The 13,716-nt window shown below is 31.7% G+C and carries 13 protein-coding genes and 2 pseudogenes; 4 read left to right on the top strand and 11 right to left on the bottom strand.

All coding sequences use genetic code 11. The features are described 5' to 3' along the window. Positions 1-11: 11 nt before the first annotated feature. The 11 genes and pseudogenes from ACFVRR_RS19610 to ACFVRR_RS19560 form a co-directional block, all read right to left on the bottom strand. Positions 12-2,111: a transglycosylase domain-containing protein gene (locus ACFVRR_RS19610; protein ID WP_387331933.1), complete on the bottom strand. Its 2,100-nt coding sequence runs from the start codon at positions 2,109-2,111 to the stop codon at positions 12-14. Between the two features lie 197 nt (positions 2,112-2,308). Further along, on the bottom strand, positions 2,309-2,539 hold the full coding sequence (locus ACFVRR_RS19605) for a hypothetical protein (protein ID WP_387331931.1): 231 nt from the start codon (positions 2,537-2,539) through the stop codon (positions 2,309-2,311). 595 nt (positions 2,540-3,134) lie between these two features. Next, positions 3,135-3,290, bottom strand: a pseudogene (locus tag ACFVRR_RS19600) (sporulation protein YhbH); the annotation flags it as partial. Between the two features lie 121 nt (positions 3,291-3,411). Further along, positions 3,412-4,272: a metal ABC transporter permease gene (locus ACFVRR_RS19595; protein ID WP_387331929.1), complete on the bottom strand. Its 861-nt coding sequence runs from the start codon at positions 4,270-4,272 to the stop codon at positions 3,412-3,414. Continuing rightward, entirely contained in the window at positions 4,218-4,922 is a 705-nt protein-coding gene (locus tag ACFVRR_RS19590; RefSeq protein ID WP_387331927.1) for a metal ABC transporter ATP-binding protein, read from the bottom strand. Before ACFVRR_RS19590 ends, ACFVRR_RS19595 begins: the two co-directional genes overlap by 55 nt. Before the next feature lie 68 nt (positions 4,923-4,990). Beyond that, positions 4,991-5,950, bottom strand: coding sequence for a metal ABC transporter substrate-binding protein (locus tag ACFVRR_RS19585; RefSeq protein ID WP_387331925.1), 960 nt, complete (start codon positions 5,948-5,950; stop codon positions 4,991-4,993). Between the two features lie 210 nt (positions 5,951-6,160). Further along, on the bottom strand, positions 6,161-6,910 hold the full coding sequence (locus tag ACFVRR_RS19580) for a TIGR03943 family putative permease subunit (protein ID WP_387331923.1): 750 nt from the start codon (positions 6,908-6,910) through the stop codon (positions 6,161-6,163). 9 nt (positions 6,911-6,919) lie between these two features. Beyond that, positions 6,920-7,924, bottom strand: coding sequence for a permease (locus ACFVRR_RS19575; protein WP_387331921.1), 1,005 nt, complete (start codon positions 7,922-7,924; stop codon positions 6,920-6,922). Positions 7,925-8,059: 135 nt separating this feature from the next. After that, positions 8,060-9,241, bottom strand: coding sequence for a GTP-binding protein (locus ACFVRR_RS19570; RefSeq protein ID WP_483867348.1), 1,182 nt, complete (start codon positions 9,239-9,241; stop codon positions 8,060-8,062). A 195-nt stretch (positions 9,242-9,436) separates the two neighbouring features. Further along, positions 9,437-9,592: pseudogene (locus ACFVRR_RS19565) on the bottom strand (sporulation protein YhbH); the annotation flags it as partial. Positions 9,593-9,903: 311 nt separating this feature from the next. Continuing rightward, positions 9,904-10,254: a tyrosine-type recombinase/integrase gene (locus ACFVRR_RS19560; protein ID WP_387332093.1), complete on the bottom strand. Its 351-nt coding sequence runs from the start codon at positions 10,252-10,254 to the stop codon at positions 9,904-9,906. 531 nt (positions 10,255-10,785) lie between these two features. Here ACFVRR_RS19560 and ACFVRR_RS19555 point away from each other — a divergent pair. The 4 genes from ACFVRR_RS19555 to ACFVRR_RS19540 all read left to right on the top strand — a co-directional run bounded on the left by ACFVRR_RS19555 (position 10,786) and on the right by ACFVRR_RS19540 (position 13,602). Further along, complete coding sequence (locus tag ACFVRR_RS19555; protein ID WP_387331917.1) at positions 10,786-11,094, top strand: hypothetical protein; 309 nt, start codon at positions 10,786-10,788, stop codon at positions 11,092-11,094. A 71-nt stretch (positions 11,095-11,165) separates the two neighbouring features. Beyond that, positions 11,166-11,924 carry a hypothetical protein gene (locus ACFVRR_RS19550; protein WP_387331915.1) on the top strand — a complete coding sequence of 253 codons (759 nt, stop codon included), beginning with the start codon at positions 11,166-11,168 and terminating at the stop codon, positions 11,922-11,924. Between the two features lie 159 nt (positions 11,925-12,083). After that, entirely contained in the window at positions 12,084-12,581 is a 498-nt protein-coding gene (locus ACFVRR_RS19545; protein WP_387331913.1) for a hypothetical protein, read from the top strand. Positions 12,582-12,996: 415 nt separating this feature from the next. Next, positions 12,997-13,602: a DUF4304 domain-containing protein gene (locus ACFVRR_RS19540; protein ID WP_387331911.1), complete on the top strand. Its 606-nt coding sequence runs from the start codon at positions 12,997-12,999 to the stop codon at positions 13,600-13,602. Positions 13,603-13,716: the final 114 nt, after the last annotated feature.

Below are 13,716 nucleotides of genomic sequence, written 5' to 3'. Positions count from 1 at the left end.
GGGTCGCTTCTTTAGTCCTTCCATTTTTTACCTTTACCTTTTCCATGTCCGTTTCCATTTCCATGTCCTTTTCCTTTATTTTTATGCTCCTTCTTTTCATGCTTGTCTTCTTTCCAACCATCATCTTGCACTTGCTCTTGCTCTTCTTCTCTGTACTTTTCCTCTTGTTTCTTTTTCTTTTCTAATTGTTTTTTATAATTCTTTCCAAGTATTGGTAGATCGAACTTATTGGGCGGAATTTCTTTTCCAGATTTCAATATAATTTCTTTAAATATTACTGTCGCGGTTTGACTACTTGATGATGTCAAATAATGATTTTTATCTGTTTTATCATAGCCTAACCAAACAGCCCCAACGATGTTTGGAGTATAGCCTACAAACCAATGGTCTTTTGCTCCGTTCACAGTGGAAAAAGGCAGCTGAGTAGTTCCTGTTTTACCTGCAATATCTCTGCCTTCTATTTGTGCTTTAACTCCTGTTCCCTCTTTGACAACACCCTTGAGCATAAATGTAATTTTTTGAGCGATGGATGCCTCGGTCACCCGAGTTTGTTTTTTATTCCATTTCCCAATCGTCTCTCCATCTGCATTCTCAATTTTTTGAATCGCATGTGCTTCTACCATAATGCCGTTATTTGGAAAGGCGGAAAATGCTTGAGCCATTTTTAAAGGGGATGTTCCTTCATTCATACCTCCAAGAGCTAGACCAAGAGTCTGATCTTTTTTATCTAACGGAATACCAAAACGCTTTACTGCATTTATCCCATTACCTAATCCTATTTTTTGTAATAACCAAACAGCAGGTACATTATAAGAGTGGATAAGTGCGTCATACATCGTAACTTCTCCATGAAATTGATTGTCAGAGTTTTGAGGTTGATAGCCATTGATATTAATAGGATGATCTTCTAAAGTATCAAAAATATCATATCCTTGTTCCAACGCTGGAGTATAAGTTGCCAATGGTTTCATTGTAGACCCAGGCTGACGTTTTAATTGAGTGGCACGGTTATATTGCCTGAAAGTATGCTCACCACGTCCGCCAACAAGAGCAGTAATACCTCCTGTTGAAGGGTTAATCAGAATGGCTCCGCTTTGAATGGTTTGATCAGACTGACTTTTAGGAAACAAATTGTTATTTTTATACACATTTTCAACAGCACTTTGAATGGCAGGATTCAATTCGGTATAAATATGGAGTCCTCCTGAAAGAACCTCGTTTGGTGTCAAATGATATTTATTGATCGCCTCATCAATAATATAATCTACATAATATGGATATTTACCTTGGTAATCTTTATTTTTCTTATCTGCTAATAAAATTGTTTGTGCCTTAGCCTTCTGAGCTTCACTTTGACTAATATAGCCTTCATTTTCCATTAATGACAGCACAGTATTTCTTCGATTAATTGCTTTATCGAAATTCTTAAAAGGCGACAGGTTAGAAGGTGCCTTAATGATGCCCGCTAACATCGCTGATTCGCTTAATGTTAACTGATTCGCATCTTTCCCAAAATACACTTGGGCTGCACGTTGAATACCCCAAGCACCTTCTCCGAAATAGATCTGATTTAAATAACGCTCTAAAATTTCATCTTTTGAGTATACTCGTTCAATCTTTTTTGTCAAAATCAATTCTTTTAACTTTCTTGTATAGGTACGCTCTTGTGTTAGAAAAGCATTTTTGGCTAATTGTTGCGTGATTGTACTTCCGCCTGCAACAATTTCTCCACTTACTAAGTTTTTTAGTAGCGCCTTTGTAATCCCGAAATAGTTAATACCATTATGCTTGTAAAAGCGTTGATCTTCTGTTGCAATAACGGCATGTATCATATTTGTTGGAATTTGCTTTATGCTGACTCCCTCGATGTTCGAAACTGAGATCTTACTTGCGGCTTCTCCTTTTTGATCAAAGATGATTGTCGGCTGCGGTGCAGGATCTTCCAATTTACTCACATCACTTGTCCAAATCAAGATATTCATAATAAATAAAAAGCATCCAGCTAACGCTGCGACTATCGATAATATTTTGAAAAGGAAGCCTTTGGAAGATAAACGGTTCCATAGTTTCTTTGATAATTTTCTTTGCTGTCTTCTCTCTATTCTCCCCACACTGTTTTCCCCTTTAAATTTAATGTAACTGTTTGTCATTTATCTGTAAAAATGCTTATCATTTGCTGGATGGTTCATCCAATAATTTTCTATATCCTATCAATCATTTTTGCTTCGTTAATCCACGGAGGGATAACATAAACAAATAAGAGCTATCAACGCTAATTACCCTTATAGAATAAAAGCTTGTATTAAATCTAATTTACTTTCATTGATTCGGTCTTCTCATTAACAATACTTACATACCGTACTAAAGAGGAATTGATCAAACTATATCCATTATCATTTTTCACAATAAAATAATCATACTTTAACAGTTTATTCATCACTTCAATTCGAATCTCCTCAATGGTAACTTCTAATCCTTGGGTTACATTTTCCCATTTTATATAGGATTCACAAGTGTAACAAACATAAAATGTTTTCAAGTATATCCTCCTTTCTTTCGCTCCTGTCTTCACAAAAAAAATACCCTTTTTCATCCGGGTATTCCACAGTGTACTGCTATCTTCGTTTATATAAATTTTATTTTACACTAGCTATGTTTTTATTGTTTTTTATCACAATTATACATCTTGTTGTGATATATATCACTAACTAATAAAAGGATAAAGCTAACAACAACACTCAATATGTTTCTACTCTGATTGATGAAATGATTGAATTTCAAGATTAAATTACAGATAAAGGTGGGCTTATGAAATTACCAGAAGCTTTTGGGAATAATCATCTGTTCAGTACAAATCTGTTTACAAACAATCACACATGACTTTTAATATGTACCCCGATTATTCCAACAAAAGGAAAAACCCATTCAAACAAGTTCATTATTTTACATCCAAAATTATTTTTTTAACAATATTGCTCAACAATTATACAATTATGTTGAATAAGGTCCTCTGTATGCCATTCATTAAACTTTGAGTATTCATGACAAAAAAACAGAAACCCCCTCAATAGAGTCTCTCTGTTTTTCACTTTCTACCTATTTCGCACGCCATTTAATTCTCAATATCCCGCTCTCTATATTGCTGCCTTCTCATGCTCCTGCTTGAAAAAGCTCTTCATAGAATGGAACACATCTGACTTTTGTTTTAAGATATAATAGCGAAATTTCTCGTCATTTATGCTTTTATACGAGGACATTAGCGTACTGTGTCGATTGTATTGGTTTACTTGTTTAGGATACACCCATTGGTATGACTGAATTTTTCTAATGTCTTTTTTTAAAGGTTGCTTATACTGCATATGATACGCCCATTTTAATATCCTATTTTTTATTTAATTCAGCCGAGTATTATTATAAATACTTATCATTTAAATTAAAATTCTGATTAACTATTTTTTCTCTTCGAATTTGTACAACAACTTTCTGAATAATAAAACCCAATATTAATATAATCACTAATACCAAAGTGATTGTTGCACCAGGTGGTGTTCCCAATGTGTATGAAGATGTTAAACCTACAAACATACTACAAATTGCTGTTAATACCGCTAATAAGAGAACCCATTTAAATCCTTTCGCAATTCGGATTGCGAATGCAGCAGGGAGAACAAGTAGAGCGGAAACAAGCAACACTCCAATTGTAGGAATTATAGCTGAAATGACAACACCTGTTAATACACTAAACGATAAGGATAATAATTTTGTATTTACCCCGCTTGTAAAAGCAGTATCCTCATCAAAAGTCATTAAAAATAGAGGTCTTTTTAACAAGAGGAAATAGAATAATACGCCGATTGTCACTCCAATCATCAAATAGACTTGTTTCTGAGTAACAGTAACAATTGATCCAAATAAGTATTGTTCTACATTGGTAGTCATCCCTCCAGCACTAATACTCATTAAAAAGAGAGCAAGTGACAATCCTGCTGCCATTAGGATAGCAATCGATACTTCTGAATATGATAGATAGGCTCTTCTCATATATTCAATTGCAATTGCTCCAATGATTACCACCAACATACTGGAAAATGTTAAATCAGCATGAATAAAAAAACCAATCGCTACTCCTGCAAGTGAAATATGAGATAGTGTATCTGCCATTAAAGCCTGTCTTCTTAATACTAAAAATACACCTAATATTGGTGCGATTACAGCGATTAATCCACCAACCCAAAATGCCCGTTGCATGAATTCAAGGTTAAGCATCTCCATATGCCATGTTCCCCCTTCTCTAGATGTATGATTTTATCAAGATATTGTTCAACTTCCTCTTTTTCATGGGTCACCATAACGACTGTTCGATTATGCCTTTTAACTTGATGATCCAAAAATTGATAAAAGTTTTCTCTACTTTCTTTATCCATTCCAGTAGTGGGTTCATCTAAAACTAATAAATTAGGTTCAGAAGCTAATACACGAGCAATGCAAATTTTTTGTTTCTGTCCCCCAGATAATGAACCAATTTTATGATGTCGAAAATCCCACATTCCTACCATTACTAGTGCATTTTTAATTGAGTCGTGATCTATTTTATTCATTTTTTCAAACCATTTTTTTTGATTAAATCTACCCGATTTCACAAGTTCAATTACTGTACTTGGAAACCCTACATTAAATGAAGCGATTTGTTGTGGCACGTATCCAATTTTTATCAACTCATTATTTGCATCTTTTTTAATTTGAACCTCACCACTCCATGGTTTTAATAAACCGAGCATTAGTTTTAAAAGAGTCGATTTAGATGCACCATTTTGACCTGTAATTCCAATAAACTCCCCTTTATTTACTTCAAAACTTACATTATCTATAACGGAAGTATGATGATAACCAAATTTGACATTTTTTACCTGGATTAAACTCATCTCTTCATTTCCTTTCTTAATTAAGTAAAAGCGTGACACTAAGTAGGAACACGCTTTTTACTTAATTATTATTTATTTTCTAATACTTTTTTTAATATTTGTAAGTTCTTCTGCATAACGCTTATATAATCAATTCCTTGTTTTTGTTCTTCTTCACTTAAACCTTCAAGTGTATTTAAGACAGCTGTTTTTGCACCAATTTCATTTGCTAGTGTATTCGCTACTTTAGGGGAAGCAACTTCCTCAAAGAAGATTGTATTAATATCGTGACTTTTTGCAAACTGTTTAAGTTCCGCCAGTCTTGATGGACTTGGTTCATTCGATGGAGATAAGCCAGCAATTGGAACTTGTACTAAACCGTATTGTTTTGTTAAATATCCAAATGCAGCATGCTGTGTAATGATTTCTTTATTTTTCATATTCGTTAAAGTAGTTCGATATTGATTATCAAGGTCTTTTAATTTCTTAATATAATCATCGCTATTTTTTTTATATTCTTCTTTATGTTCTGGATCAATGTTTATTAGAGCTTTTGCTATATTTTGAACTTCCTTCTGAGCTAATACTGGACTTAACCACACATGTGGATCCATTTGTTCGGAATGGTTATTATTACCTTGTTTTTCTTCATTTTCTTGCCCTTTAATCAGAGAAATACCGCTACTTGCTTCAATAAATGATGATTTTTTGTTACTTAAACTTTTTTCAATGTTTGGAACCCAGGTTTCCATATATGGACTATTATAGATAAATAAATCTGCATTCTGAATTGCTCCAACATCTTTTGGTGTTGGTTCCCATTCGTGGGGTTCAATTGATGATGGAATTAATAGTTTAATATCGGCATTTTCTTTTGCAACATTTTTAGTAAATTCATATACAGGATAAAAAGTAGTCACTATTTTAATTTTTTTAGATTCGTTCTCCTTTGATTTATTCGAAGTAGAAATCGATTTAGATGAACATCCTGCTAATAAAAAGAGAGAAATACTAAATGACAATAACGATCTTAATTTTATATTTTTCATATCACTAAACAATAAAATTTATATTTTACTGTAAGTGCACCGCCCTTCTATCTAATACTAGAATTTATTTTATATTTTCAAACGTAATAGTTACGATTTATTAAGTAAAAATAGATACTTACCAAAAATAAGCAAGTATAGTACGCTTAATATTAAAACGAAACAATTACGTTTTCAATGTTTTTCTGATTAAATATTAATTAAACTTTCCTAATCAAAATAAACATATGGATCTTTTAGTGGTTTTATTTCTACTATTTTTTCTAATTGAATAATAGGTTCATAAAATTTTCCAATCTTCACTTTATGAATTGTACCAGTTACGTTTACCCACTGATCACTTTTAAATCCTGAAACCTCTTTTCCCTCAATCATCAATCCAAACACTTGAGCATCAGCTACGCAACAGGTAATAGCAAAACGAGATACATAAATCTGATTTTTTCTTGTTTGCTTATCACGATATATAAAACCATTAAAAGATATTTTTTTACCTACATATTGATCTAAACTATCCTGTACATCTGAAATAATATGTCCATACATCGAATCATCAACTTTTATGAAATTTGATTTATCATTTTTTACTTTTATTTTTTTGGCTTGTTTTTTTACTATATTTTGGCTATAAGAAATACTTCTTTTTGAAGCAATACTTGCTCCAAGAACATTTGTTGAAAATAAGCTACTTGTTATAACTGGAATACTTATTAAAACTACTAAACTTAAAGTCCTATTTTTTTGATTCGAGCAACAATTACATGAAGTATGATGTTCTTTTAGTAATTCAAAGAAGTGAATTAATCCAATAATTATACAAGCAACTAAAGTAATGATTGTGAATTTCACCATCTTTGGTGCAATGAAATATTGAATATCTCCTGAAACTAAAAGCTTCAAAAGCATTAGAACAATCCCGAAGAAAAATACAGAGCGTAATCGATTTTGAAAAGAAGACATTTATTCACCTCACCAATATAAATTCCAAATCGACGTCACTACAAATACGACGCTTGCAGTTAAGAAAATATAAAAAAATACAAATCTTTTCTTGAAATATGCAAACATCATAAATGTATTTTTCAAATCAATCATAGCTCCAAATATTAAGAACGCTAGAATAGATTTTACATGAAATGTGCTCGAAAAAGATGCAGCTATAAATGCATCAGATCCAGAACATAAAGATAAGAAATATCCTAATCCCATCATAACCATGCTTGATAGATTCGTATGATTTGATAGATGTATTAACACACTTCTATCAAGAAAAGTCTGAAATACGCTTGTGATTAATCCACCGATAATTAAAAATTTACATGTTGAGAAAAATTCACTACTAATGTGAGAAATGACTTCACTTATTCGATTTGTATTTGAATGAATATGATGAACATGTTTATGGTTCTCGTGCTTTTCCCTAGTTTCTAATAGTACATTTTTATTTCGATAAAATAATAATGTAAAAAAACCAATGATTAGAACTACTATAAATGCTAACCCTAGCCTTAAAAATGCCATTTGAGAATTCGATTGAAATGCATAGTAGGTTGAAGTAAATACAATTGGATTTATGATTGGTACACTACTAAGAAAAACAATCCCAATATACGCAGGCATACCCTTTTTTAACAAAGATCTGACAATCGGAACAATACCACATTCACATACAGGCATAATCATGCCAATTAAAGCAACAGGAATAAATGCCAATAATGCATTTTTAGGAAGAATTTTACTAATCGTCTCTGGTTTTACAAAAACATGAATAATTGAAGAAACTATGATTCCAATTAATACAAATGGAAGAGCTTCTAAAAACAAACTTATAAATATAGTGTTCATATTTAAAAGTTCTTTAGGTACTTTATGAAATAAAGACGATAAATTCGTAAAATCAATAAATACATAACAAAATAAATAACAAAATAGAACCAAAAAAATTATTACTTCTTGTCCAACTTTCCGTACCATACATCACCTCAAATAATTTTTTATAGTGAAATATATTCTATACGAAACAGACATATGCTCGTCCAACCATTAAAAATCAATAAGTTTTATCTAATTTAAACTTATTTTTCTAGATTAATTAGTAGATTCATATGTTTAATTTTGGACATATACTGGCATTGGATCATTAAATTCATTCCAATTTGTTTCCATTTCTTCTTCTGTTAACAAACATTTATCAAGTGACTTCTCAATCTCTAATTGATTCATATCAATTCCAATAAGAACGAGTTCAGTCATCCGATCACCAAAATTATCATCCCATTTATATTCTAACAATGGATCTTCTCTTCTCATCTCCTTTTGTTCTGCTTTAGGTAATGTAGCAATCCATTCTCCAGCTCCTTGAATGGTTATCGTAGAACCAGCTTGAGATAGCATTCCTACCATATCATTTCTTGTAGCTAACCAAAAGAATCCCTTCGCACGAACAACGTCAACTGACCAATTCTCTAGCCAAGAAAATAGACGTTCTGGATGAAATGGTTTCTTACGACGATAAACAAATGAACTTATACCATATTCTTCTGATTCTGGAATATGTTCATCATTTAATTCTTTAATCCAACCTGCTGCTTGGCTAGATTTATCAAAGTCAAATAGATGAGTATTTAATACAGATTTCAAATCGACATTCGAAAATATAGCAGGTATAATTTTTGCCTGTGCATTAATTTTCTTAAGAAATGCAGTTATTTCTTTTACATCGTGTTCTTCTAAAAGATCAATTTTATTTAAAATAATAACATCTGCAAATTCAACTTGTTCAAGAAGCAAATCTGCAATTTCACGAATATCTGTTTCATCAGTTCCTTGTTTACGATCTAATAATGTTTCCCCTGAAGAATAATCCTCCCAAAAACGATTTGCATCTACAACTGTCACCATTGTATCTAAACGAGTTTTTTTAGTTAAATCAATCCCTAGCTCCTCGTCCACATAAGTGAAAGTTTGTGCAACTGGAATTGGTTCGCTTATACCTGAAGACTCTATTACTATGTAATCAATTCCTCCATTATCTACTAATCTTTCAACTTCTATCATCAAGTCATCTCTTAACGTGCAACAAATGCAGCCATTTTGCATTTCAACTAGCTTTTCTTCTGTACGTGAAAAACCTCCATTTTTTACAAGTCGGGCGTCTACATTTATTTCACTCATGTCATTTACAATAACAGCAACTTTCAACCCTTCTCGATTCGTCAAAATATGATTTAATAACGTTGTTTTACCTGATCCTAAAAATCCACTTAAAACTGTAATAGGTACTCTCATAATTATTCCTCCTAAATAATATACATAAAACGTAATAATTGCGAATTATATCAAGCTAAATAATTATAAATCGCAACAAGTACGTTTTGCAACATATTTTAAAAAAACATAAAAAAACAGAAAAACCAACAAATCTGGTCCCTCTGTTTCTCATTTTCTACGAATTTTGCACTCCATTTAATTCTCCATACCCAATTACTATTTAATTGCCTTCTCATGCTCCTGCTTGAAAAAGCTCTTCATCGAATGAAACACATCTGACTTCTGCTTTAGAATATAATAGCGAAATTTCTCGTCATTTATGTTTTTATACGCGGACATTAGCGTACTATGTCGATTGTATTGGTTTACTTGTTTAGGATTCACCCATTGATATGACTGAATTTTTTCGTATTCATTTTTCAAGAATGCCATTAAGATGTTTAGGATATACCCGTATCTTAACTATCGCGTCCTAATTTCTTTATACAAGAGATTATTTATATGAAGCTATTAAATGGAGCGTTGCAGTTCCTTTTTTAAAAGTATTTAAAATATGATTTTGGTGTTGCTTTCCACTTAGTTTCGCATATATTCGTGTTGTTTCACTCTTTTCGTGACCTAATTTGGATTACTTCAATTGGAGCTCCGTTATCAATTAAATGAGTTGCGTAACTGTGCCTTAATTAGTGGGGAGAAATCTTTTTGTTAAACTCTGATTTTAAAGAAACCTCCTTAATTACATGGCGCGTTTGAGCAATACTTAACCGACGAGGTGCTCTTTCTGTTACAAATAATGCAGGATCAGCATCGTCTCGTTCGTTTAAGTATCTCAATAACCAAATTTCAGCTCGAGTATTGAAGTATACTCTCCTTTCTTTATCACCTTGTCCTCGTACTATTACCGAATGATTCGTCCAATTTATATCATTTTTATTTAATAAGACAATTTCGCCTATACGACATCCTGTTGAATACATAAACTCAATTATTGCTTGTTCTCTTGGCGTATTGCATACATCACGAAGGAGTTCAATTTCCTTAACAGTTAAGAATTTAGGAATTCTGTTTCCAACTTTTGGTTCTTTTAACTATGAGGAAGGGTTACTATGAATTTCACCTTCTTCATGAGCCCAACGGAATAAAGATTTTATAAAACGAACTCTGTGTGCTAGACTTGCAAGTTTTAAATTTTCTCCAACAATTACAAGATACTCTTTTAAAGTATCAGTTGAGATATGAGCAATATCAATATCACCGAAGTGTTTAATTAAAAGTGTTGCTTGTATTTTATATTGCTTTTAGAGTAGTTGTTGAGTATCCTTCAATTAACTTATCATTATAGTAACTTTTCCATGCTTTAGATAATATCATTAATGAATCCCCTCCAATAAAAGGTCTTTTACCAAGCATTATTGACGAAATTCATGATTAAAATCGGTGGGTGAAAGCTAGAAAAGGATCAAATATTATTTCACTAAATGGCAGTTTAGTTGAATAAGAAATTTAAGAAACTGTATGGTATATTTAATAAAAATGGACTTATATCGTAAGTATGAGGTGGTTAAATGGGAAAGTCTAATTGGATTCCTATGGAGAAAATTAATGATGTTGACAAAATTTGGGCAGGTACAAAAGTAAGACTGTACAATGTAGGATTAAATGTTAAAGATAAGAAAGATGACTATTATGATTATTTAGTTTCTTACATTTATGAAAATGATGAGTACTTACAGTTAACTAATATATCACAAGGGAAAGCAGGATATTTTATTTGTGTTTTACAAAAAGAACTCCCTAATCACTATGCTTTAGGTAAAACATTAAAAAACATGATGGGCATAGAAGATACCTTTGTGCGTTTTGAATCCAACTAACGCATGCGTTAGTTGAATTATATATAGGGAATAATTAATAGTCTTATCATGATTGAAATGAGGGAAATATAGTGGGTGCTTGGGGAGTAGCAATTTTATCAAATGATTTAACTGAAGATGTTAGCTTTAGGTATAAAGATTTATTAAGTAATAACTACTCGAGTGAAGACGCGAGTAGAATAGTCATAGCCGAATTTCAAAATGAGTTAGATGATGATGAAATCACTACTTTCTGGTTAACATTTGCGTGTATTCAATGGAAATTAGGTAGACTCCAAGACGAAGTAAAAGATATAGCCATTCAAATTATTGATAGTGGTGATGATCTTGAATATTGGGCAGATGACGATCAATTAAAAAAGAAACGGCAAGCAGTATTACTAAAACTAAAAGAACAAATAAATTCCTCACAACCACAAGCTAAAAAAATACCAAAGAGGTTCATTGCTAATACTGATCTAAAAGATGGTGATGTAATTAGTTATCAATTATTGACAGGAGACTACATTCTACTAAAAGTAATACGTATTATTGAAGAATGGACAGGTGATAGATATCCTCTATTTGAAATTTGCGATTGGCGAGGTAAAGTGATCCCCACAAATGAATACATTAGTCGATTACAGCTTAAAGAATGGGTTTGGGAAAATGGGAATAGAGAACTTATTAAATTGGCAATTTATCAAGCAGGAAAAAGAGATGATCCATCTAAAAGAATTAAAAAAGTAGCTGAAAAAATAGATGTCATTTTAGATAAGGATCCCTCTCATACGTTAATTACTTGGAAAGAGTTAGATAAAAAATTAGAGCAATTTTATCAATTAAAATAACAAGTATTTATTACTTCTTATGCAACTAACGCAGTGCGATTCTTCAATAGAAGATCGCTTTTTTTATTCAACAAAATGGCAGGATAGTTTAATTTAGAAGCCGAATATACAATATCAATCTAATTTAAGATAAATAAATCTGAAAAGAGGAATTGTTTAGTGAAAATACGATGGTTCGTCTATATTGTAATTGGGATTGTATTTGGGGTGTTTGATTTTTACTTTCATAGTTTTATTTCAAATGTGCTTGTTCAAGGTGAGCTTTTTTGGAAAGTGCTGACTTATGGTGTTTGGTTAGTACCAATTGTACCCATCGCTCTGAATGAAGCACGAACTTCCAAATCAAGATTGATGTCCGCTTTAGCAAGTAGCTCAACGTGGCTTGTTTCAATTATTTTTTATTATTTATCCAATGCTTTTCAGCTTGGGATTATCGGAATTTCAACTAGTCCAGAAATGCATATATCTAATCACAGAGACCGATTCTTCTGGGAAAATTGGAAAAGTGTATTTTGGGATGATATTGTAGGGGGAATTGTTGAATGGAGTGACCTTGCAGTAGTAGGTGGTTTCATTGTGGGTATATCGGTTAGCTTTATTTATCTTCGTCTTGAGAAACTCATAAAGTTAAAAAAGTCGACAAATGAGAATTTTTAAAATCAAAAGATGGCTTTCCAAGTTCCTAAAATGAATCTAAAAGATACTTACTTATACAACTAAAGCATGCGATAATTCTATAACGAAGTAGCTTTTATATTTTTCGTCTTTATTATTTGTACATTATTGCAAAAGGAATGTTTATTATTATGAAAAAAATAAAATCAATTCTTGTTTGGATAAAAAATTTTATAAAGGCATTTATTGATTCAATTCCATGGAATTTCTAAATAGTTCTTTTAAAGATAAGTGTTTATAACCTTATTCACCTAACTGATGCGATTCTTCAATAGAAGATCGCTTTTTCTTATTCAACATAATGGCAGTTTAGTTCAATAAGACATTTAGGATTCAGTATGATAAATTATTATATGAACCGTTATACAAAGCATTCCATCCAAGGAGAAATATGAGTATGCAGAATGAGTTAAATCAATTAATTAAAGAAACAATTGCACCTTTATTTAAAGCAAAAGGATTTAAGAAGAAAGGAAAAAACTTTGCTAAGATATTTTCTGACTTTGCTTGGACTGTTAACATCCAATCTTCTAAATGGAATACAAAAAATGAGGTAGAGTTTATATTTAATACGGGAATTTACTGCGATAAAGTATATACCACTTTATCTGAATTGAAATCCCCGACATTTCCATTAGAAGTAGATTCGATGTTAAGACTACGAATAAGTGATATAAAGAATATACGTGAAAATTGGTATAAGATATCAGATAAAACGGATATCGAAGAAATAAAAAAGCAGGTGGAAAGTGACATTGTAAATGTAATACTTCCATATTTTGAACAATATCAAAACATTGAAGATATTATAAGAGGTATTGAATTAAAGGAAGAATTGGGGCGGTTTGAACCCCGACATCATTTAACGCTTCTTTATCATTATTATGGTTATCCTGAAAAAGCACAAAAAAGAATGAAAGAGGTATATATAAATTCCAAGTTTGACTCACAAAAAGAGTATATAAAGGAACTTTCCACAAAGATTGGAATAAACGTGAATTAATAGAATACCTTATTGAACTAGTCGAGTAGAATGGAGTCTTTTACCTTTCGGTAATTGAACTCCAAACCCTCTCAGAACCGTGCTTGCACTATTAATGCACACGGCTCCTCCAGT

The organism is Gottfriedia sp. NPDC057948 (assembly GCF_042887255.1).
Lineage (GTDB): Bacteria > Bacillota > Bacilli > Bacillales > Bacillaceae_G > Gottfriedia.
Note: the sequence above shows the minus strand (reverse complement) of the source record. Positions and strands in the feature narration are given on the sequence as shown.

Bases quoted from the DNA above. Each gene is read 5' to 3' on its own strand.
- ACFVRR_RS19595 (WP_387331929.1), bottom strand. From the start codon at position 4,272: ATGGAGATGCTTAACCTTGAATTCATGCAACGGGCATTTTGGGTTGGT.
- ACFVRR_RS19590 (WP_387331927.1), bottom strand. From the start codon at position 4,922: ATGAGTTTAATCCAGGTAAAAAATGTCAAATTTGGTTATCATCATACT.
- ACFVRR_RS19585 (WP_387331925.1), bottom strand. From the start codon at position 5,950: ATGAAAAATATAAAATTAAGATCGTTATTGTCATTTAGTATTTCTCTC.
- ACFVRR_RS19580 (WP_387331923.1), bottom strand. From the start codon at position 6,910: ATGTCTTCTTTTCAAAATCGATTACGCTCTGTATTTTTCTTCGGGATT.
- ACFVRR_RS19575 (WP_387331921.1), bottom strand. From the start codon at position 7,924: ATGGTACGGAAAGTTGGACAAGAAGTAATAATTTTTTTGGTTCTATTT.
- ACFVRR_RS19555 (WP_387331917.1), top strand. From the start codon at position 10,786: ATGGGAAAGTCTAATTGGATTCCTATGGAGAAAATTAATGATGTTGAC.
- ACFVRR_RS19540 (WP_387331911.1), top strand. From the start codon at position 12,997: ATGCAGAATGAGTTAAATCAATTAATTAAAGAAACAATTGCACCTTTA.